Source organism: Rhizobium tumorigenes (assembly GCF_003240565.2).
In the GTDB taxonomy this organism is placed as follows: Bacteria; Pseudomonadota; Alphaproteobacteria; order Rhizobiales; family Rhizobiaceae; genus Rhizobium; species Rhizobium tumorigenes.
In genome coordinates this window covers 89,967-112,189 of record NZ_CP117258.1, presented here as the reverse complement: position 1 = coordinate 112,189, position 22,223 = coordinate 89,967, and the positions used below count along the sequence as shown (strand labels likewise).

The 22,223-nt window shown below is 59.6% G+C and carries 12 protein-coding genes; 8 read left to right on the top strand and 4 right to left on the bottom strand.

Features of this window, described 5'->3' with window-relative positions; all coding sequences use genetic code 11:
• Positions 1 to 130 precede the first annotated feature (130 nt).
• On the bottom strand, positions 131 to 961 hold the full coding sequence (locus PR017_RS24120; protein WP_111218008.1) for a GGDEF domain-containing protein: 831 nt from the start codon (positions 959 to 961) through the stop codon (positions 131 to 133).
• A gap of 362 nt (positions 962 to 1,323) precedes the next feature.
• On the opposite strand from PR017_RS24120, the gene PR017_RS24115 reads away from it, so the two are divergent.
• The 8 genes from PR017_RS24115 to PR017_RS24080 all read left to right on the top strand — a co-directional run bounded on the left by PR017_RS24115 (position 1,324) and on the right by PR017_RS24080 (position 9,143).
• Entirely contained in the window at positions 1,324 to 1,509 is a 186-nt protein-coding gene (locus PR017_RS24115; RefSeq protein ID WP_206423127.1) for a hypothetical protein, read from the top strand.
• Positions 1,510 to 1,837: 328 nt separating this feature from the next.
• Complete coding sequence (locus PR017_RS24110) at positions 1,838 to 2,764, top strand: LysR family transcriptional regulator (protein ID WP_111218010.1); 927 nt, start codon at positions 1,838 to 1,840, stop codon at positions 2,762 to 2,764.
• Between the two features lie 307 nt (positions 2,765 to 3,071).
• Positions 3,072 to 4,223, top strand: a complete 1,152-nt coding sequence (locus tag PR017_RS24105) for a TIGR03364 family FAD-dependent oxidoreductase (RefSeq protein ID WP_111218012.1) — start codon at positions 3,072 to 3,074, stop codon at positions 4,221 to 4,223.
• Entirely contained in the window at positions 4,220 to 5,041 is an 822-nt protein-coding gene (gene phnX / locus PR017_RS24100; protein ID WP_111218014.1) for a phosphonoacetaldehyde hydrolase, read from the top strand. The genes PR017_RS24105 and phnX overlap by 4 nt, the downstream gene beginning before the upstream one ends.
• 106 nt (positions 5,042 to 5,147) lie before the next feature.
• On the top strand, positions 5,148 to 6,290 hold the full coding sequence (locus PR017_RS24095; protein ID WP_111218016.1) for an extracellular solute-binding protein: 1,143 nt from the start codon (positions 5,148 to 5,150) through the stop codon (positions 6,288 to 6,290).
• A 5-nt stretch (positions 6,291 to 6,295) separates the two neighbouring features.
• Positions 6,296 to 7,213, top strand: coding sequence for an ABC transporter permease (locus PR017_RS24090; protein WP_161959297.1), 918 nt, complete (start codon positions 6,296 to 6,298; stop codon positions 7,211 to 7,213).
• On the top strand, positions 7,201 to 8,109 hold the full coding sequence (locus PR017_RS24085; protein ID WP_161959298.1) for an ABC transporter permease: 909 nt from the start codon (positions 7,201 to 7,203) through the stop codon (positions 8,107 to 8,109). Before PR017_RS24090 ends, PR017_RS24085 begins: the two co-directional genes overlap by 13 nt.
• The gene (locus PR017_RS24080; RefSeq protein ID WP_111218022.1) at positions 8,106 to 9,143 is read left to right on the top strand and encodes an ABC transporter ATP-binding protein; all 1,038 of its coding nucleotides are present in this window, start codon (positions 8,106 to 8,108) and stop codon (positions 9,141 to 9,143) included. Before PR017_RS24085 ends, PR017_RS24080 begins: the two co-directional genes overlap by 4 nt.
• 116 nt (positions 9,144 to 9,259) lie before the next feature.
• On the opposite strand, the gene PR017_RS24075 is transcribed toward PR017_RS24080, so the two are convergent.
• From PR017_RS24075 to PR017_RS24065, 3 genes are all read right to left on the bottom strand, one after another.
• Positions 9,260 to 10,449, bottom strand: a protein-coding gene (locus tag PR017_RS24075; protein WP_111218024.1) for an IS3-like element ISAtu5 family transposase whose coding sequence is annotated in 2 segments (ribosomal slippage) — positions 9,260 to 10,197 and positions 10,197 to 10,449 — 1,191 coding nt in all. Because the reading frame shifts where the segments join, the coding sequence is not laid out codon by codon here.
• Between the two features lie 220 nt (positions 10,450 to 10,669).
• Positions 10,670 to 11,113, bottom strand: a complete 444-nt coding sequence (locus PR017_RS24070) for a hypothetical protein (RefSeq protein ID WP_133255557.1) — start codon at positions 11,111 to 11,113, stop codon at positions 10,670 to 10,672.
• A gap of 4 nt (positions 11,114 to 11,117) precedes the next feature.
• On the bottom strand, positions 11,118 to 22,193 hold the full coding sequence (locus PR017_RS24065; protein ID WP_279619573.1) for a hemagglutinin repeat-containing protein: 11,076 nt from the start codon (positions 22,191 to 22,193) through the stop codon (positions 11,118 to 11,120).
• Positions 22,194 to 22,223 lie beyond the last annotated feature (30 nt).

Genomic DNA, 22,223 nt, shown 5'->3' with positions numbered 1-22,223 from the left:
ACATCACCCGCACTTGGCCTACCCTCTGCAACCCCGGCCAGCGCCGAGCAGGCCAAGCGCTGATCGTCTACAGGGGGTGAATATTGGACGCCGATAAGGGGTCAACATTCCGAGCCGATCGATAGCTGCTTCAGCTGCCGTTGAGACGTTCGCCTGGCTTATCCATCAATTCCTGGACCTGATTGGAATGTATGACCCTGTTCCTGCCCGATACTTTCGCGAAGTAAAGCGCGCGGTCGGTAGCTAGGAATAGCGATTGAAACGTCTCGTGGGAGCCCCGTTCCGCGATACCGGCGGAAACCGTTACCCGCAATTGCGCAACGTCGTCGCCCACATTTGACGCCTCGATCAGCTGTCGACAGCGTTCGACGAGTGCAAGACGTTCGGTTGGGGTGAGTTCAACGATCAAAGCCGCGAACTCTTCTCCACCGATTCTCGCCACGATATGCTTATCGCTCAGGGCGGTTGCGAGTTGCTTTGACACCATGCAGATGGCTCGATCGCCAACATCATGTCCGTAACTGTCATTGATGAGCTTGAATTGGTCTATATCGAATAGGACCAGCGAGGCGTCTTGAGGTGCTTTTGAAACCTCGTCGACAAACGCCCTCCGGTTCAACAATCCGGAAAGCATGTCCGTTCTACTCAGTCGCTCGAACATCGAACGAGAAATCGTCAGGCGATGGATGGCCAAGCCGATGACATAGATAACCGAGAAGGTCAGGACGGAAGCGACCACGGTCGAAATGACCAGCCCGACGACCGCCGCGGGCACCAATGCATAGGGCAGTAGCCCCAAGACGTTCAGCGAGACGTGCGCTGCGAGGTTCAATATATCCGCTACGATGGTGACAGCCGCTGCCATCTGGAGAGCGAAACGAAACACCTGGCGTTTATTCTCGAACTTGTTGGTCTCGCAGGCTTGCTTTATGTGCTGGTCGATAACCGATCGCGCGGTCATGATCTTCAGTCCTCTGATTTAACCGAATTGCAAAAAGTCCGCGTTCAACCTTAGCGCAAAGGTGTTGGAAATCTCTGAAGCTTAATCGTGAACGATTTGTCAAAACGAACGACATAGCTCCCGGGCCTTCAACAAAGAGCCGCTTAGTCAGTCATTCAGTCGAGGTTCTACGCAGACCTTGTTTCGTCCCGATGATTTCGCGGTGTCGAGGTGTCGCCTCAGCAACCAAACTCAGAAGCTCGACTGAAACTCCGCATGAGCCGACGAAGCACCGACACTCGCGATGACCAACGTAAACTCCCATGCGTTATGCAAAATACTTAGGGTCCCAACGGCAGCGCAGATCGACTGTGCAATCTTGAGTGCAACCTTCACGTCTGGTGTTCGGCACGATACCCGCCGACCTTCTACAGCCAGTGCCTCCTGCCACTGATATTGGTGCCTATTCCGATGGCATCATCGTCCAGGGCGCAGACATGGTTTGTTTTTTAAATCTCGACCGGATGTTTGTGCGGGACAAGCCCGAGCAGTGGTCGGTGGCCGCCTGATACATAGCTTTATGGTACAGGGTCGAGGTTGCGTCTGCACGCCAGCCTCGACCCCATTCGTGAACGGTACCGCGCATCTTGCGCAAACGAAATTGAGAACGGAGCATACAATATTAGCATTCAATAATTCTTAGCGTTTAACTAAAAACGACGCCAACGCAACTGGTGGAGGTCGCCTTGGACTGTGTTAAATTGCATAAGTCGCTTGAAGAAAAGATCTAAGTGCTGGTACGTAAGCGACATCGTCATAATGGATAACCTTTAGGTTCCCGCCCCAAGAGCACCGGAAACGCCGCGGGCATTTGCCGATATTGAGGGGTTCTTTGAGATGGCGTCTGTCACATTGGCTCAGATGCGAGCCGTCGATGCGTTGGCTCGCACCGGAAGTTTTTCACGCGCTGCTGCGGCGGTGGGTGTCAGTCAGCCCACAGTTTCAACGCAAGTTCAGGCTTTTCAGGATCTCTGCAGCTCACGTATTTTCATCCGTGAAGGTCACGCGATACGGGTCACTGCAGATGGGGAGGCACTTCTTGCGAAGATCCGAGTTGCGCTAAATTGCGTCGATGAGGTCGATCGGGCCCTTGGTGACAGCGGTCGCCTGGTCGGTGGACAGTTGTCGATCGGCTTCAGCGCCCACAGGCTGATCATGCCGGCACTGGCCAACTTCGTGCAGGCTTTTCCAAAGATGCGACTGAGTACGCGTGGCGGACCATCGCTGGAACTTGCCGCTGCGGTCTTCAAAGGCGAGCTGGACGTTGCGTCGGTCTCGCAAGCAGGCCCCGATCCGCGCTTTGAAAATCTGGAACTCCGCCGGTGTGGCATCGTCATCTATGGGAAAAAGGGCCATCCGCTGCTCTCAACCGGCACGATTGCCGTTTCCGATCTGCACAGGCAGGACATGATCTTGTGGAACCGTGCGTCCGGTACCCGAATGAAGGTAGAAGCGCTGGCGACCCAACATGGCGTTATCCTAAAGCCCGTGGTCGAGGTGGCAACGCTTGACGTCGCCTATGCGGCGGCAGCAGCAGGCATGGGTCTCGCCGTCGCGATCGAAGGGGAGGTGTCACAGGACGAGTATATCGACATCGCCCTCCTGTCCGACGCCGCGGCCAATATCGGCCACTACATCATCGCGCTGCCGAGTTGCACGGATCACCTGGCAATCGCCGCCTTTCTCAGGATTGCCGCCCAGCATCGTTTCGTCGCATCCGGCGCAACACCCCGTGGGCAGGAGCGCGCACGCCCAGAACTATGAATGCCTGCGTGGTCGCCGCGCTTCAATAGGCACCAACGGCAGTGATATAATTATAGGTTATATCTATATATATTGCTCATTATTAAAACTGTCACATAATCTGGCTAGCGTGGGTACACTGCCAGATCAGAGCGGGGTTGGACGCCCGGAAGAGCGCTCCACCCCGCTTCTGGCGAGCGAATATCAGATTTAGCCAGCTTGCGGCCTTTTTTCAAGATCGCGCGCGTTGCGGTGCGCGGTCATTGCGCAACCGCGTCGGCGGTGCGCTTTCGATGACGGGTCGAATGAGATTTTCAAGGAGCCGTGTGTGCCTTCTTCGTATGACGTTGCCGTTGTCGGCGCTGGAATTGTGGGACTTGGGGCAGCCTTGGCTGCTGCCGCACAGGGCCGAAAAGTTGTTGTGATAGAACGTAATCCGGCGGCCGTGGGTGCATCCATTCGCAATTTCGGCTTCGTCACGGTTACCGGGCAGCAGGCCGGCGCTCACTGGGCGCGGGCGATGCGAAGCCGCGACATCTGGAAAGATCTCGTCGTGCACGCCGGCATCGCGGTGCATCATGAGGGCCTTGTCATGCCGGCACGGCGCGCAGAGGCAGCTGCTGTACTCGAGGCTTTTCTGACAACGCCCATGGGCAAGGATTGCCGCCTGATCGGCAAAGCCGAGGCGTTGGATATGGTGCCGTCGCTGCGTCTGGATGGTATCGAGGCAATCCTCCACAGCCCGCATGAGCTGCGCGTCGAATCCCGCGAGGCCGTTGCCAAGGTCGCAGCCCATCTCGAGAATGCGTATGGCGTCGATTTCCTTTGGGGAGCGGCGGCCCGGGCGGTGACCGACCACGGCGTCGAGACAAGTCGCGGCATGGTCCGCGCAGATGCCGTTGTGGTCTGTCCAGGCGATGATTACTCCGGGCTCTATCCCGAGCGGATCGCGTCCTACGAGCTCGATGTCTGCACCCTGCAGATGCTTCGTCTAGCGCCTGCCAAGCCCGAAACGCTCGGTGCGGCGGTCATGTCAGATCTCAGCTTCGCGCGCTACGAAGGCTTCTCCGCCCTGCCCGAAGCCCATGCCCTGGGTGCCCGCCTGGATCTCGAAGATGCCGAGAAGCGCGCGGCCGGTATCCACCTCATTGCCGTCCAGTCGGCTGACGGCTCCCTCGTCGTCGGCGACACCCATGTCTACGGCAACGCCCCGGCGCCCTTCAGCAGTGCGCGCTTCGATGACCTGATGCTAGACGAATTCGACCGCGTCTTCGACATGCCGGGCCGAAAGGTCATCGAGCGCTGGACCGGCTCCTATGCGCACGCAGCAGACAGGACAGTGCTGGTCGACGCTCCTCAACCGAACGTTCGCCTGGTCATTGTGACGGGCGGCACCGGCGCATCCACGGCATTCGCGCTTGGCGAGGAGGTCATCGCGGACCTCTACGGAGCGCATTCAACGCAGGGAGTTCCTGCATGACCCACCTCAAGGCTGCAGTGTTCGATTGGGCCGGTACGGTCATCGACTTCGGATCGCGGGCGCCCATGGGCGTCTTCGTCGAGGCTTTTGCGAAATTCGACATCGAGGTCAGCGTCGCGGAGGCCAGGGAGCCGATGGGCCGGCCGAAGTGGGATCATATTGCCGCTATGCTCGATCAGCCGCGCATCCGGCAAGTCTGGGCGGAAAAGCACGGCACGGAGCCGACGAAGGCCGACATCGACCGCATCTACGACGTCTTCGTGCCGATGAACGAAGCGGTCGTCCACAAATTTGCCGATCTCGTTCCGGGCGCTCAACAGATTGCGGCCCGATTGCGCGACATGGGCCTGAAGATCGGCTCGACCACCGGCTATACGCGCTCGATCATGGAGCGGCTTTTGCCGCTGGCAAAGGCGCAGGGCTATGAGACCGACAATCTCGTCTGCGCGGGCGACCTGCCCGAGGGCCGGCCTACGCCGATGAATATGTATCGCTGCTTCCTCGACCTCAATGTCTGGCCGGCCTCGGCCGTCGTCAAGATCGACGATACCGGTGTCGGTATCGACGAGGGCGTGGCAGCGGGATGCTGGACGGTCGGCGTCGCCCTCAGCGGCAACGAAGCCGGCGTCACGGTCGCCGAACTGGCAGCGATGACGAAGACCGACGTCGATGCCCTGCGCGAAAAAGCAACGCAAACGCTGACGTCGCACGGTGCCGACTACGTGATCGATACCGTCGCCGATCTCATGCCGGTCATCACGGACATCGAAGCGCGACTTGCCCGCGGCGAGCGGCCGGTAAGCACAACATCCATATGACGGAGTGATCCGGCTGAGGCCGTGACTTGACCTGCAAGACCTTAATCATCGGGCCAACACCGACCCAAGGGTGCGGCCTTTTCAACGCCCAGGAGAAACCTTGACCATGACTCGTTTTCTGAAATCCCTTTTGACGCCGGCACTGCACCGCCGCGACTTCCTGACCGGCGCGACGGTCCTTGCCGCCGGCGCAAGCTTCGGCCTACCGCTGTTCGGCGCAAACGCTGCACGCGCGGCCGCCGATGCCGACTGGTCCGCTCCGGTCGATCTCGCCAAGGCAAAGATCGAAGCCGCTCAGTTCGACAGCTATGGCATGCCCGACAACTGGGCGAACTACGGCGAAGTCCTGAAGAAGATGGCCGAAGCCAACGGCTTCTCGCTGACTCATGTGGATACCGACATGAGCTCGCTCGAGGAGATCACCAAGTTCGACGCTGAAAAGAACAATCCAGTCGCGATCTCCGCCGATATCGGCATTCTCTTCGGACCGGTTGCCGAAGCCCGCAAGGTGGTGCCCGACTATATGCCGCCGCGCGCAGCCAAGCTCCCGGTCGGCCTTAAGGGCGCCAATGGCGGATGGGTCGCGACCTACACGGGCGTGCCGGCCATGGTCGTCAACACCGACGTCATCAAGAACGTGCCGAAGACCTGGGATGATCTGCTGAAGCCTGAATACAAAGGCAAGATCAATGCGATCAACGCCGGCGGCTCCAGCGGCACCGATGTCGCCATGTTCATCGCATGGGCGTATGCCAACGGCGGCAGCGAAGTCGACATCGAAAAGGGTGTGGAATTCGCCAAGAAGTTGCTGCCGCAGTTCTCATCTGCCGCTTCGAACGCACAGACGCTGGAACGCGGCGAACTGCCGATCCAGCTGAAATACGATTTCAACTGCATCGCCGCCGCCGAGACCGTGCGCGCAAAGGGCGTCAAGGCCGAAGTCGTCATCCCATCCGTATCGATCTACGCACCGTCGGCGCTGATGATCAACCGCTACAACACGGCCAAGATGAACGCAGGCAAGCTGCTTCTCGATTTCGTGCTGTCCGACGAAGCGCAGATCGCCTTTGCCAAGTTCGGCGCCCGTCCGATCCGCTGGGTGCTCGGCGATTTGAAACTTCCTAAGGAAGCAATGGCCGGATGGCTGCCGGATGCCGACTACGCCGGCGTCAAGATCATTCCTGATTGGTCGAAGGTATCCGTCGAAAAGATCGCCGCCGTTTGGCAGGAACAGGTCGCGGAAGGCTGATCCCGATGACCGATATCGGCAGGTCCGTTTCCACCGCCGCATCGCGAGGCCCCACAAGGGCCTCGCGATGGCACATCGTCAAGCGCTGGTTCGTCGATTGGTCGCTGGCCCTGCCGATCATCATCGTTGCGACATTTATGCTGTTCGTGCCTTGCGTGGTCATGCTGCGTCAGAGTTTCGCGGACGCGACGGGAGGTGGCTTCACGCTCGCCAACTGGATAAGCGTCTTTTCTGCCAAGACGATGCGCGCCGCGATGATCAACAGCCTGATGCTCGGCTTCACCGTCGCGACGATCGCGCTTCTCGTCGGCGCGCCGCTTGCCTGGATCGTGTCGCGCATGACCCGGCTGAACCGGGCGATCCATCTCGGCATCCTCAACGTTGCCACCAATTTCAGCGGCATCGGCCTCGGCTTTGCCTTCGTGGCGGCGCTCGGGACCTACGGCATGGTGACACTGTCGCTTCAGGCGCTGGGCCTGCCCGTGCAACCGCCCGCACCCAACACGTTCTGGGGGCTGGTCATAGCCTACGAATATAGCAACGTGCCTCTGTTCGTCCTTCTGTGCCTGCCGGCGATGAGCCTTCTGCGCGATGAATGGTGGGAGGCGGCACAAGCCTGCTCGGCCTCCCGTCTGCAGTTCTGGAGCAGGATCGGATGGCCGGTGTTGCGGCCGTTCCTGCTGGCCTGCTGGCTTCTGATTTTCACCTGGTCTGTCGGCATGTACGGGGTGCCGGTCGCGCTTCTCGGTACATCGCCCACGGCTTTTCGTCTCGTCACCGTCGAGATGAGCCAGTCAATGCTGGGTTCGCTGTTCGGGTCGCAGCGCATGCCGGTTCTAGCCGTCATACTGATGCTTCTCGCGGCATTCAGCCTCACCCTTTACCGCATTATCGTTCGACGAGGGACGCGATGGCTGAGTTGAGCCTCCAAACCACACAGTCGCCGCATGCCACGCCGACGGTCGCCGTTGCCGGTCTGCTGGCGCGGACACGGCGGTTCCCGGTTGCTGCTTTTCTGCTGCTGGTACTGACGATCGCCTATATCATGGTGCCGATGCTGGCCGTCTTTCTCTATGGCGTGGCCACCCGTTGGTCGACGAGCATTCTGCCGGACGGATATACGCTCGCCCACTGGAGAGACGCTTTCGTCGACATGCGGTTTCTGTCCGTTCTCTGGCGTTCCGTATGGCTGGCCGTGCTTGTTGCTCTTCTCGACGTGCTGCTAGTGGCCCCCGCTGTCTACTGGCAGAGGGTCCGCAATCCCGCGATCCGACCGGTCCTGGAACTTCTAGCCGCCATTCCGTTCGCGGTGCCGCTCCTCGTCATCGCTTTCGGCTTGCTGAAGGCAACCGGCGATAACGCACCATTCCTGCAGGGGACGGTCGGGCTTGTCGTGGGAGCCCATGTCGCGGTGGCTTTTTCCTTCGTGTACTGGGCCATCGACGGGTCGATGGCCGCTGCCAACGTTCTGGCGCTCACCGAGGCGTCCCGGACCTGCGGCGCCGACCTCTGGACGACGATCCGCCGCGTTATCCTTCCCAATATCGGCCCCGGCATCGCCAGCGGGGCCATCCTAGCCTTCGGCATCAGCTTCAACGAAATCGCCATCGTGCAGGTGCTGGTCGGCAGCCGCTTCGAAACCGTGCCACTTTACACGCTCAACCTCCTGAAGAGCACGGATGCCGACTTCAACATGCTGGCCGTAATGACTATCATCACCTTCTTCATCACACTGGCGCTATCGATCGGTGTGGTCGCGCTCAACCTCGGGCGCGCCTCGACCGTCGGCACCCCCATGCCGGGAAAGGCTGGAAAATGAGCACGATTACCATCGACCGCATCTCCAAACGCTATGGCGGCAAGATTGCCCTGGACGATATCAGTCTTCAGGTAGAAAGCGGCGAGATGATCGCGCTTCTGGGCAGTTCCGGATGCGGCAAGACCACCCTGCTGCGTTGTATTGCAGGCCTGGCACAGCCGGACGAAGGCCGTATTCTGTTTGGTGGCGAGGACGTGACACAACTGCCAACCCAGGCTCGACCGATCGGCATGGTTTTCCAGGCCTACGCGCTGTTTCCAAACATGACCGTGCGCGACAATATCGCTTTCCCGCTTAAGGTGCGGGGAATGGCTCAGGCCAAGATCGCAGCTCGTGTCGACGAACTTCTCGCGCTTGTCGGGCTCGACGAACGCGCCGATCACCATCCGAACATGCTGTCCGGCGGCCAGCAGCAGCGAACCGCGCTTGCCAGGGCGCTCGCACCCGATCCTGCGGTTCTCCTGCTCGACGAGCCCCTATCGGCGCTTGATGCCGTCGTGCGGGATTACCTGCGCGACGAAATCCGCCGCATCCAGCAGAGCATCCGAACCACCGCCATACTCGTTACCCACGACCAGTCCGAAGCCCTGGCCGTCGCCGATCGTGTCGTCGTCATGCGCAGCGGTCGAGCCGAACAGGTTGCGACGCCTGCCGACCTCTACAATGCGCCGGCGACCGATTTTAGTGCCGGTTTCATCGGCAATAGAAACCGGTTTGATCTGGCGGTGCGCAACGGTGCGGTCCAGATGGGCAAGGCGCTTCTACTTCCGGTCGGGGCCATTGGCGACAGGGCGCAGGTTTTCGTGCGTTCGGAGGACGTGCTCATGGTGGAGCCCGGTCAAGGCCATCCGGCGCGTGTTGACGCGCGGATGTTCCAGGGGCAGACAACGCGCTTCTATTTGCAGCTTGATCTCGAAGAGGGCCCGGTACGCCTGCGCGTTGATTGGCCGAGCCGAAGCTGCGCAGATGTTCAGGTCGGAAGCCAGGTCCATGTGGCGATAGATCCGGCCGATGCGCATGTATTTGCAGCCTGAGCCACGACCGCTCCGAGAGAACTTCCTAAAAGGCTGCCTTTCTTGAGATCACTGAAGACCGCTTATCTTGGGTATGCCGAAACTATCAATTCGCCCGGTGACCTGCCACTGAACTTTCATCCGGCAGCGATTAGAGCCTCGGCGGTTTTTGATACGCCAAATGGCGCGGTGTCAGCAACCGGCGGAAACGCGAAGCTTCCATATTGCGTAGCGTTGGAGCCGGTTGCGGCGATGGTTCCGGCATAGGCTGCCGGGGTCTGGTATCCGACCGATGAGTGCGGCCGAAAATGGTTGTAGTCGTCCGCCCATTCAGCAATAGCGCTGCGGGCATGGTCGAGACCAAAGAACAGGCTTTCATTCAGCAGCTCGTCACGCATGCGGCCGTTGAAGCTCTCGACATAGCCGTTTTGCATTGGCTTTCCTGGTGCGATGTAGTGCCAGTCAACCTTGTGATCTTTCGACCAGGCGAGGATGGCGTTCGAGGTGAGTTCTGTGCCGTTGTCCGAAACAATCATTCCCGGTTTCCCCCGCCGTTGTATCAGTGCCGTCAGTTCACGAGCCACACGGCGGCCGGAGATCGAGGTGTCCGGGATTGCCGCCAGGCATTCGCGTGTAACGTCGGCGACAATGTTGAGCACGCGGAAACGTCTGCCGCAGGCGAACTGATCGTGGACGAAATCCAGCGACCAGCGGGCATTTGCCTTTGCTTCGACGAGGATCGGCGCACGGGTGCCGACAGCGCGCCGCCTGGCTTTCCGCTTGCGAACGGAAAGACCTTCCTCCCGATACAGTCGATAGATGCGATTGACGCCAGACGGCTCTCCATCGCGCCGAAGCAGAATGAACAGCCGTCGGTATCCGAAACGCCGGCGCTCATTGGCCAGATCGCGCAGCCTCAATCGCAGCTCGACTTCCGGCGGTCGGCAGGATCGGTAGCGGATCATCTTGCGGTCGGCGGATATAATCTGGCAGGCCCGCCGTTCTGAAAGCCCCATAACGGCCTTCAGATGCGTGACCGCGTCACGCTTGGCGGCGGGCCCTACCATTTTTTTGAAAGAAGCTCGCGGAGTGCGGCAACGTCCAGCATCTGCTCGGCCAGCAACTTCTTCAGCTTCGCATTCTCATCTTCGAGCGCCTTCAAACGCTTCGCCTCGGACACTTCCATGCCGCCGTATTTGGCCTTCCAGTTGTAAAACGTCGCTTCTGAAATTCCGTGCTTGCGGCAAAGGTCGGCCGCCTTTGCGCCAGCCTCCTGCTCACGCAGCACACCGATGATCTGCTCTTCCGTAAATCTCTGCTTCTTCATTCGTCCGTCCTCTAATGGGCCGGACTCTAATCAATTCTGGAGGAAATTCGCAGTGGCAGGTCAACATCTACACCCATGACCCGATCGCCAACCTATTCCACATCCCGCGCCACGATATCCTTCGAACCATTATCACGAACTGCGCACGCCGGCGATGAGGCTGTGGGCGGAAAGGCTCGAGCATGAGAGATTTCTGCGGATGGCGTCTTTTGTCGGCCTATTATCCTTTAAGTTTACTATGCCGTGAACGGTCTTTCTCAGGCGCAAGGGCCATAAGCGGATCAGCAGTTTTAAAGGCCGCAAGCAACTTCGGTATGTCTGAATCATTAACAGGAATCGGATGACTCGTAGCAGAATAAAAATGTCTCATGAATTCCTCCGGCATTCGTACTCGGTACTTCTCAACCCAATGTAGTATCACTCCGTCCCAAAAATATACGCCATCAGAAAAGACAACGTTTCTCACCATATCGTGCTGACTGTATGGGTCGAGCGTGGGGCTGACAAATTCGATGAGAATCAATCCCTGCTTTAGGTAATCAGCAACTTCTTTAGCAAGCCTGACGGACATTGCATTCATATTGTCTTCAATACTCGGAGCCGCCAATGACTCGGGCGAGTTTTGTCTTTCCTTATATAAAAATAAGCGTTTTAAATTTTCCATAAAATCACTTTCTGCTCGGATAAAACATCTGCCAGGTCGGCTTTATCTCCGGATGGGGCACGGCATTTATGCCGAATACGTCTGTGTCGAAAATCCAATTATTGCTGACTGAATCCCAAGCGACAGGTCTGCTTGGTGCGAACACTGGCGCGTTCAATTCACTTGCCAACTGCTGTGCTGTGCCGCTTGTTCCACTCCAGCAAGAAGCGAAACAGACTTGAGTTCCCTCGACGTAAGCCGAATTACTTCTGACCGCTTCTGCAATTTGAGCCGGATTTGTTTCCCTACCGTTGACGAACGGCACCCCCCCGAGCTCGTCGTAGTTTAGTCCTCCGTGTACGATTACGTTATGGCCATTTCCTGTATCTATCGCACTATAGAAGTTCCGCTTTGTTGCAATGTCATCTCCGATCGCTGTGCTTATGGCATTCTGATATACGCTGTCACCAGAGGCCGTAGTACTGTCCAGAAAACTGTTGTCAATTTTATTGCTGTCGCTTACGGCGCTCTCCGGAATATGGCCAAGTCCGCTTCCTTTAAATTTTGTAATGAACGTAATAAGCTGTACGAGCGCTAAAGGATCCCCCTTACTTGCAGCAGCAATAATGGAGGGGACAACAGCAATACCCGAAGGATCGCCTGTAAGCAGCGTGATCAGCTTCCCCGCTTCGTCTTGCTTATCCGGAGGAAGGTTGGCGAACCCCTCTGGTGCCATAATCTTCAGGATTTGCGTGAGACCCCCACTAACCCTCAAGTCATTGATGGCTTCCTGATATTGATCAGCGGGCAAGAGCCAAGACGCCGTGCCACCATAACTGAACAGAGCCGTGACAACGCTCGCAAAAACCGCGCCGCAACCGTCAGCCTGATATCCGCTTTGCCGGCAGGCGTTCATAGCATCTTGTTGTTGCTTGTCTGTTGCCTCCAGCCTTGCCTGTTCCTTACAAGCCCCTGCATCTCCCTTGCCGCCACCACACGCTTTCTTTGCTGCTTCTAGAGCCTCATTGTCAGCATGATTGAGATAATTGTACTGATAGTTCGCCGCGCCATAGGCGGCCCCCTCTCCGCCGCCGACAGCACCGCCGACACCGGCGCTGAGGCTTGAGCCGATCAGCGTGGCAAGTGTCAGTTGGTCTTGCGCCGAGAGGCTGCTGTCCTTCAGCATGCCTTTGACGAGGCTGGCGATGGCCGGCGCCATCAGCGACGAAGCTCCAGCACCCAGAGCACCCTTGATCGCGCCTTCCCAGCCGTTGACACCGCCGAGAATGCCGCCGCCGATGGCCTGCAACAGTGCCCGTCCCTGGCCGCCTTCCTTCCAGAGATCGCGTTCGGCCTCTGTCGTCGCCTTGCCGTAGAGATCGGACGCGATATCCCCGACCAGCCCGGCCATAGTCTTCTGGGCTTCCTGCAAATCGGCCTGCGTCTTGTATTGATCGCGTAGGATGTGCTCGAGGTCCGGCAAGCCTGGCAGCGAGGTATTGGTGTTGGCGGTGTCCCGGCGGATCGTGCCGATATCCTGGGTCTGGTGGGCAGGATCGGTGATGGTGATCGGGATGTTGCCGCCGATGGCAGAGAGCGCCTTGCCGGTCTCGTTCTCGCCGGCCTTGACCGGCGGTGCCAGCGATAGTCCGCCGGTACCGATGGAGCCGCCATAGGTGTCGGCCTTCCAGGTCGAATGGGTGTCGATATCGGCAACGGTAAGCGTGCCGGTCTCGAAGTGGTTCTTGTCAGCCGTCGCCTCGCTGGTGATCAAGCCGCCGATGAGCGAGGTGTGGCCGCTGACATCGATGTCGAGGCCGCCTGCCCCGGCATGAATGCCGGACTGCTCGGTGACGACAACTGCATCGCCCTTGCCCTTCTGAGTGACGCCGGAGACATTGGCACTGCCGATGCCGATCTGGGCTGACACGTTGAGCTGGTCAGCCGAGGCCTTCTGCGTATCCACCTGGCTTTCGATCGTCAGGTTCTTGACGTCCGCCGTCACCGAATTTCCGGTGATCGTCGCACCCTTCAGCGTCAGATCGTTGGTGACGATTGTGACGTCGCCAGTACCGTTGATGTGGGTGTTGGTGTGGGTGGTGCCTGAGGTCTGCGAACCGCCCTTACCGTAAGCGCCATTGACACCGGCATTTACACTGCAGGCACCACCGCCCGTGTTGCAGCCGAAGTCGACACCGACGCCAACGCTCGTGGATGTGTTGGAGCTGCTGGTATCGGATGTTCCGGTCGCAGCGTTGAGGTTGATGTCGCCGTTGGTGGCCGACAGGAAGATATCGCCATTCAAGGGATCGCCGGAAACGTTCGGCAGGCCATATTTGTCATAACCAGCATAAATCTGCGCACCATCGCTGGTGATGGAGCCGTTCTCGGCCTCCATGGTGATGGAGCGACCGGCACGGATGTCGGTGACCACAGGTGTCGATGTCGTCGAGGAAGATTTGCTTTCCTGATGACTAACGCCGGCATTCACGCCAATGCTGAAGGCAAGACCCTTGACGGCAAGGGGATCGGTTGTGGTGAGACCATCGTAGACACCGGTCAGATCCTTGTAGGCCTGATAGAAGCCAAGGCCGGCGATGGCCGTGTTCGTCACCGCATTGACGCCGCCGCTGTCCGACAGGCGCTCGGCCGAGTTCATGATGCTTTGGGCAGCCTGGCTGACCTTGCTCGACACGGAGAGCGTCACCCCGTCAAAGGTCTTCTCGTGCATCTCCTCATAATTGGTGACATCGTTGGCAGAGAGCAGATTGATGTCGTTGCCGGCAAAGAGATTGACGTCACGCTCGGCGGACGCGCTGGTCGCCTGCAGGTTGACGTTGTTGCCGGCCGAGATGTTGAGATCGCGACCTGCTGACAGCGCCGACATGGCATTGGTGTCGGATTGCTGGGCCGTGCTGTCCTTGGTCGACTGGGCGCCGATGCCGAGCGAGAAACCGCCATTGCCGGAGGAGAAGGCGAGACCGAAGCCGGAATTCTTCTGCTCTTCGGATTGCGCCGCACTTTCAGCCCCCGGCGTGACATTGACGTCGCGAACAGCCGACAGGTTGATGTCACGGTCGGCGTTGACCTGCGAACCCATGATGTTGAGATCGGTGGCGCGCGCCGTCAGGTTGACGTCCTGGCCGGCCGAAAGCTTGGAACCGACATTGTCGGTCGAAGACTGCGCGCCCTGCTTTTCGTTCTTGCCATAAAGCGAGATGAAGCCGCCGCCTGAACCGACGAAGAGGCCGGAGTCCTTGCGCTGGCTGTCGGACTGATGGCTCTCCTCAGCCCCGATGATGCTGACGCTTTCGCCGGACACACTCAGCGACCCATCGGCATTGACCTTCGAGCCGACGATGACGGCCGCCTTGCCGGCGTCGAGATTGACATCGCCGGAGGCGGAAAGCTCAGAGCCGACCGTCGTCTCGTTATAGCCCTGATAGTTTGAGCTGCCGCTGCGCAGGAAACCCTTGCGCTTGGCACTGTCATTCTCGGTCTCGGTGTCCTTGGCCGAGGCGACGATGAGGTTGCCGCCCGTCTGGATGTTGAGATCGGAGGATTGGGTGGCGTCACCGGCCGTTACCTTGGATGCCGAGACCGTCGTATCGCCGCCGGAGATGATCGTGACGCTATCCTTGCCGGAAAGGGTTGAGCCCGCCGCGGTGGTGGTCTCCAGATGGCCGGAGGCATTCTCCTTGGTGGATCCGAGGAAACCGCTCTTCTTAGTGGAACTTTTGACATCGAGCGTATAGCCATCGGTTGCCTCGGCGATGGTGACGTTGTTTTTCGCCTGCAGCCCGAGCATGCCGTCGGCCGCCATCGTCGAGCCGATGACGTTGATGTCGTTGTTGGACTTGGCGACGAGGTCACCACCGGCAGTAATGGTGGAACCGTTGTTGGTGATCGACGATGACGCGCCTTTACCGAATGTCGAGGCCGACTGGCTCTGCGCGGTGGTGACATTGATGTCGCCGTTCGAGCGCAGACCGACATCACCCTTGGCCGACAGGTCAGAGCCAGAAATCAGGACGCCGTTGTTGCCATTGACAGACAGATTGCCTCCGGCCGTGAGCTGAGATGCCTGCTGATCGGTCCCGGAGGTCTTGGTGTAGCCATCGTTCGTCTTGCGCGCGACATCGGTCGAGACGACGTTGACGGCGCCATTCGTGGCTTTGATATTGAGATCGCCACCCGATTTGGCAGAGGAGCCGATGACATTGACATCGTTGTTAGCGGCAATGGCAAGATTGCTGCCAGCGGTGACCCGTGCACCTGTGGCATTCTGTTGGCCGCTGTTGTCGACCTTGACGGCAGCGAGGTTGACATTGTTGCCGGAGAGCTGGGCCGATCCGCCAGCCTTGACGCTGGCGCCATTGAGATTGAGATCGCTGTTGTTGGCAGCGAGACGAATGTTGCCGCCGGCCGAGACACCGACATTGGTGTTGACCAGGCTCTGGCCACCGATGGTCATTGTCTGGGCCGCGAGCGTGATGCCGTTCGAGGCGGTCAGGTTCACGTTGCCGCCGGCATAGAAGATGCCGCCGTTGGATTTGATTTCGGTAGCGTTGATGGTCAGGCCGTCGGCGGCAGCAATTGCGCCAGAATTGTTGACGGATCCGCCATCTATCTTGACCGTGTTGCCGGCAATGGTCGCACCTGATCCATTGACCTTCGCGCGGTCCTCGGCCGAAAGATAGACGACGGGAACCAGGACCTGCGCACCATCGATCGTCTGAGCCTGGTAGATAACCATGGACTGAGTGAGAGATGCCGCCTGCTCGGGCGTCAGCGCCTGTCCGAGGGCAAGCCCGTGGGCCTGCATGTAAGCAACGCCGTTGTCGAGCAGCGTCTTCATCTGATCGATGGCGCCATTGCCTGGGATGAACGATCCGGCACCAAGGCCATCGCCGACCAGTTGGCGCATCTGTTCGTCGACGATCTGATTGTCGAAGTAAGCGTCTCCGAGGAAAGGTACCTTGGTATCGGGCGTGTAACCAATCCGGTTTATGAAGTAGCCAGAGCCGTAGAACGTCGACACGTCGAGGAAGGCTGCACGCGTCTCGAACAGGAACACCTGCCCCGGCACAGTCATACCGACGCCGCCGGATTGAGGCTTGGAGAGCGCTGCAAGCTCGGTCCCGTTTGCCTGAAGTATCTGAACAAGATTGCCGCTATTGCCGATTGCTGTGGTCAGTTTGCCAATGAGGCTATGGGCGTTGACGGCGGCAGCGCCGCTCGCGGTGATGCCGCCATCCAGGGACGGGCCACTGCCAAGAACTGCGCCGCCGTTGGCACTGACACCAGCAAGAGCCGCATTGACATTGAACAGAGCGCCGCCAGCCGTCATGCCGTTCAAGGCGGAGAGTGGATTGCTCTGCGTGACGGGCGCGTTTACCGCGCTCTGGCCGGCAATAGAGCCGGCAGCCGATGTGTTGTTGATCGTCGCATAATTGATGGCGAGAGAGCCGGCGGCCTTGATGATGCCGGCAGCCCCACCGATTGTTTCAGTGCCTGACGCGATCGAGGTGCCATTGGCGATGTCACGCGACGGATCCGCGGTCCCGTCGGCATTGAATGCCGTGCAGGCGCTTTGAGCGGTGCAGGTGAGTGTCGTGGTGCGGTTGAGGGCAACACCTTCGTTGGTGAGCGTCGATCCGCTGAAGCTCGCGTTGCCGCCGGCTTCAATCCGGCTGTAGGAGTTCGTAAGGTTCGTGGCGTCAACCGTCAGATTGCCGCCTGACCGGATCACCGCTTCGGGAGTAAGCGCACTCGTGAACCTGTCCTCGTAAACAGACTGGCTGATCTTGGCAGTCGGGTCCCAGGTATAGGTCGTGCTGGTATCCGAGCCACCACGCACGACGTTGTCGACGATGAAGTACTTTGACGGATTGTTGGGATCGAGCACCGGGTTGCCATTGGCGTCCTTCGGTACGCGATCCTTGATCCAGTTATAGATCGGCCGCACCTCGGTCGGTCCGTTTCCGGAGATCCATGTCCAGGCATGGTAGCTCGTGCCATCGGCAAGGGTCGCCTGCGACCAGAGTTGTGGCTGATAGTCCTGCCATGAAGGAGGATCGATACCGGGATAGAGCTGGAAGGTATTCTCGTCGACCGTTTCAAGATAGGCGAAGGGCTTGCCGGCAACATCGGGATTGAGGACGAAGGTGCCAACGACGCCACCCGACGAGACGAGCTGACCTGTGACCCATGTGGGCGTCGTAGACCGCTTGTTGGTGAGGTTGGACGTCAGGATCGACATGTCGCCGCCGGCCTGGAGAAGGCCCGAGACGTTGATCGTCGCGCCATTGCGCTGACCGGGCGCAGTGCCCTGAATGGCAAAGTTATGGCTGGCAAAGATGGCGCCCGCGTCGTTGGTCAGAACACCGCCGATGAAGAAGTTGGCATTTCCGTTGGCAAAGACGAGCCCGCTCGCAGAATTGCTGAAGTCACCGCCAACGTTGAAAGTCAGGTTGTTACCAGCGGCCAATTGCCCGGCATTCGCCAGCGACGGCAGGCTGAGGGTGAGATCATGGGCGGCAAGCAGCGATGTGTTGGCGTTGCTGGTCAAACCAGCCGCGGCGATGGCGATGTCGCCGGAACCGCCGGCATTGGTGACTGTCCTGACTTCAGCGTTGGACAGATCGGCGCTGCCCGACAGATTGAGCGACAGACCGCCGAAGACGAGATTGCTGCCGGACAGATTGGCCGAAGCGCCGTTGACAATCAACGTGCCACCGACCGACATCTGGCTACCCCTGCTGCCGGAGAGATCGACAGCCGCGGTATTGAGCGTCAGATTGCCTCCAACCCGGGTCGTGTTGGTATAGGCGATGGTGCCTTGCGCGGTTAGAGTGGCACTGCCGAGGCTCTGCAGGCTGTTGTAACGGATATTCTGCATCGCCGTGGCTGCGAGATTGCCACCTGAAACGAGAGAGTTGGCAATGATGCTGCCGTTCGAGGCCGATAGTGTCATGGCGCCGCTGCGCTGTAACATGAGGCTGCCCCCGGTCGCAGCCTTGGTAGCGGCAAAGTCGACGCCTGAGATCAGCGTGTCGATCGTCATCGATCGGGCAGACAGATCGGCGTTGCGGCTGGCAAGCGATTGGCCAGTGAGGGTGATCCCATTGTCGGCAGTGATCGCCAAATCGCCATGGGAAACGACATTGGCGCTGACAGTGTTGGCGGCATTTGCCGTGATGGTACCCGCAGCGAGAAGGCTGTTGAAAGAAATGTCTCCCGCCGTGGCGGTGAGCCTCAACGCACCAGTCTGACCAAGGATGACGCTGCCTGCTCCCGACCGATCTGTCGCTGCAAAATCGACGCCGGCTGCAATGACGTTGCCATTGACCGCAGATCCTGTGATCGAGACATTGCCGGCGCCGAGAAGTTGACCGTTGATCGCGACCGTACCGGGACTTGCGGACGAGCCGATCAAGACCGCACTGTGGCCTGTGATATTGCCGCTCGTGAAGGCGCTTGCCGCAATATCGAGCCCTCCTGCGACGATCAGCGTGCCGGCGGTAGCGCTTGCCGCCTTGATATTGAGATCGCCGGCTTCTCCAAGCGCTATGGCGCCGTTTGATGATTGCGCCGATCTGGTGAAATCCACACCGCTGATGGCCTGATTGATCTGGACCGTCGAGCCCGACAACAGGACGTCGCCGGCAGCAATGAGTTGGCCGGTGATCTTGACACTGCTGCTCCCGGCAAGCGTGATGTCGCCATGCCCGGTCATGGCATCGGCGGTGATCGTTCCGCCACTGGCATTGATTGCGGCCGCTGAAAGCATGCTCTGCGCGTCGATGCTGGCGGTGGCCGTGAGGTTCATCTCACCAACGGTTCCAAGTACGATAGTCCCGCCCGCAGCATTGGTAGCAGCAAAATCGATACCGGAGATCAATGTCGGCGCCTTGATGTGACCGCCATTCAGCGTGAGATTTCCACTGGCAATGATCTGGTTGCTGACATCAACACTGCCGGCAATGCCAACATTGCCGTGGCCGGTGATGCTGTCGGCCTTAAGGTTCACCGCCGCGGCCGTTATATCCCCGGCGGCCGCCACTGTTCCCGCTGCAATGTCGCCTGAGGCCGTCAGATTGGTCGCGCCGGACGGTGCCAGCATAATGGCGCCGCCGGCAGCATTGGTGGCTGAAAAATCGACGCCGGAAACGATGGTGCCGGCTTGAATGCTCGACCCAGAGACGGAGATGTCACTGCCGCCCAGCACCTGATTGGCAATAGTCACGCCACGTGATGCACCAGCCAGGGTGATATCCTTATGACCGGTGATTGTCCCGGCCGATACGGAGGCAGCCGTGACATCGATAGTGCCCGCCGCCTGCACTGTGGGCGCAGCGACCGCTCCACTGACGGACACGTTCAGGTCACCCGTCTGCCCAAGCACGATATTGCCGCCGGCGGCATCGCTAGCGTCGAAGTTGATGCCCGCAACAAGCGCTTGCGCGGCAAGGCTCTGGCCGCTGATCAGAACATTGCGGCCACCGAGGATCTGATCCGTGACATTGATCACACCGGCAATCGTCATGTCGCCATGCGCCGAGATACTGCCGGCCGCGATGGTTGCTGCATTGGCGCTCAAGACACCTGAAGACAAAAGCGCTCCAGCGCTAAGCGCGCCGTTGGCCGTCAATGTCAGATTGCCGGTTCCAGCTGTTGATGCACCAAGAACGACTTTGCCGCCCGCCGCATCGGTGGCGGCAATATCGACGCCAGAGACGATGGCATCTGCTGCGATGGCGGAGCCGGCAATGCTGACGTTGCCACCGCCAAGCACCTGGCCTGCGATCTTCACCCCACCGCTGCCTGCCAAGGTGTTCGGAATGCCGACCAGCGAGACGTCCCCATGCCCTGTAACCGTATCGGCTGTGATCGTTTGGCCGACAGCAGTGATGACGCCCGCTGAAAGCACCGTGCCTGCGTTGATCGCGCCGGCGCTGTTACTGATGGTCAGATCAGCGCTGCTTGCCACCACGATATTGCCACCGGCCGCCTTGGTGGCGGCGAAATCGACGCCGGAGGCAAGGAGACCGGCGCTTACGCCGTTTGCATTGCCGTTGATGGTGACGGGACCTGCGGAGAGCAATTGTCCGGTGACGCCAACGCCGCCATCTACCTCGACGTTTCCATGGCTGCTGATGTCGGTAGACTGCAGCAGCGCAGCCTTTGCAGTGAGATCGCCGGCCGATAGCAATGTGTCGACTGTGATGATACCAGCGTCGGCCGACAAATCGAGCGTGCCGGCTGAGCCGACAACGAGGCTGCCACCGTTCGCGCTCGTGGCGGCAAAGTCGACGCCCGAAACAATCGCACTCGCTTGAATAGCGGAGCCGGAGATCAGAACGTTGCTCGCCGCAAAAACCTGCCCGCTGACGTCAACACCGCCGCTCGATGCGGTGACTGCAAGCGCACCATGCGAGGTCATGCCGGTTGCCGAAAACGACGCTGCAGAGATCGTCAGGCTCTTCGCCGATTGGATGCTTCCCGCGGTGACATTGCCCGTCGCGCTAATGCCGAGGCTTCCAGCCGACAGCAGGTTGCCGGTAGTGATACTGCCATTGACGGCAGTCAGGCTGAGGTCACCTGCATTCCCAAGAACCACATGACCGTTGGGATCAGCGCTGGTTGCCGCGATATCGATGCCGGAGACGATCAGGCCAGCAGATAGCGAGCGGCCGCTGGCGCTGATGCCGGCCTCAGCGAGCACATTGCCTGCAACAGCAATCTCGAGCCCGGCGTTTAGCGCGATGTTCTGGTTGCTTTGCAGCGAAGCGGCCGAGATCGCGCCGTGGCTGGCCGTCAGAGTAAGACCGCCAGTGCTGATGGCAGCGCCGGCGATCGCGATATCGCCGGATGTAGCGTTAAGCGTCGCTGCACCATTGCCAGCGGTGACGCTGCCAGCGGTTATGCCACCAATGGCACTCATCACCACGGTCGTGCCGCTGTTGACGTCACCGACCACACTCAGCAGGCCGGCTCCGTTTAACAATTCGATATCGCTGTCAGCGGCGACCGATTGCAAGGTGATCCCCGCATCGGCCTGGACTTTGACCTTCTGCTTTGTCGTCACCCTAGCGGCTGTGACTTGTCTCTTTGAGGTGAGGGTGACGCCATCCCGTGCCGATGCATTGCCGATCGAGATCTTGCCGTCGGCCGACAGGGTGAGTTCGCCGGCATTGGCGGCCATGTCACCGCTCATCTTGACGCCGGCACCCTTCTCGGTGACGACGATCTTGATGCGGTCGGCCTGCATTGCGCCCAGTGCCGAGCCATCGATCGCATATTCCGGCGTGCCGGAGGTCGCGGTTAGCGACGTCGCCTCGCCGGTGGCATAGTCGTATTTGCTGGCACCGCCCGTCAGCCTGATTGTCTTGCCATAAAGCGGCGCATTGACATGGATCTGGCGCGAGACGACGTCGAACAGGTCGACGGCACCTGGGGAGGCCGCAAGATTTGCCCCTGCCCCTTCGAAGGTGACATCGCCGCGAGTAACGCCGAAGCCCGCCAGGCGACCGTCGGACCCGATATCAGGCGTCCCCGTGGTCAAGGTCGCACGCGGCGTATTGAAGAAACCGCAGCCATTACAGGTGATGCCGTTGGGATTGGCGATGATCACATCGGCTCTGCCACCAAAAACTTCGGTCGGACCTTCGAGCGCAGAGCGATTTCCACTGGTTACCTCGTTGAGGATAACGGAGGCAGGCCCTGAATTCTTCAAGTTTGCATTGCCCGGCGTCACCCCGCCGAGGTTCGACATGCCGACCTCGCCACTGAAGTTGTTGAGGATCAGCCCCGGCGTGCCGACGTTGAAGTTGTCGTACTTGTTGTGCGACAGTCCGGCGCTGTTCGGAGTCACAATATCGACGAGGGGTACGCCATTCGGCGCCGCGCCGACCCCGGGCTGGTTGGCTGAAGGAGCCGAGCCCGCCGCCGAAACCGACTGTGCGTTCGCAAGTATCGGCTGCAAGGTAAGCAGGCCGCTCAACAGAATTGCGGTTGCCGCACGGACGAATTTGGCCGCACGATTGACGTTCAATCCGCCATTTCCGAAATTTGAAAAAGATGCTGACGTGTCTGTCATCGCCGTGTCCTGCTAAGCGTCACATACCCC

Bases quoted from the DNA above. Each gene is read 5' to 3' on its own strand.
- PR017_RS24120 (WP_111218008.1), bottom strand. From the start codon at position 961: ATGACCGCGCGATCGGTTATCGACCAGCACATAAAGCAAGCCTGCGAG.
- PR017_RS24110 (WP_111218010.1), top strand. From the start codon at position 1,838: ATGGCGTCTGTCACATTGGCTCAGATGCGAGCCGTCGATGCGTTGGCT.
- phnX (WP_111218014.1), top strand. From the start codon at position 4,220: ATGACCCACCTCAAGGCTGCAGTGTTCGATTGGGCCGGTACGGTCATC.
- PR017_RS24095 (WP_111218016.1), top strand. From the start codon at position 5,148: ATGACTCGTTTTCTGAAATCCCTTTTGACGCCGGCACTGCACCGCCGC.
- PR017_RS24090 (WP_161959297.1), top strand. From the start codon at position 6,296: ATGACCGATATCGGCAGGTCCGTTTCCACCGCCGCATCGCGAGGCCCC.
- PR017_RS24085 (WP_161959298.1), top strand. From the start codon at position 7,201: ATGGCTGAGTTGAGCCTCCAAACCACACAGTCGCCGCATGCCACGCCG.
- PR017_RS24080 (WP_111218022.1), top strand. From the start codon at position 8,106: ATGAGCACGATTACCATCGACCGCATCTCCAAACGCTATGGCGGCAAG.
- PR017_RS24070 (WP_133255557.1), bottom strand. From the start codon at position 11,113: ATGGAAAATTTAAAACGCTTATTTTTATATAAGGAAAGACAAAACTCG.
- PR017_RS24065 (WP_279619573.1), bottom strand. From the start codon at position 22,193: ATGACAGACACGTCAGCATCTTTTTCAAATTTCGGAAATGGCGGATTG.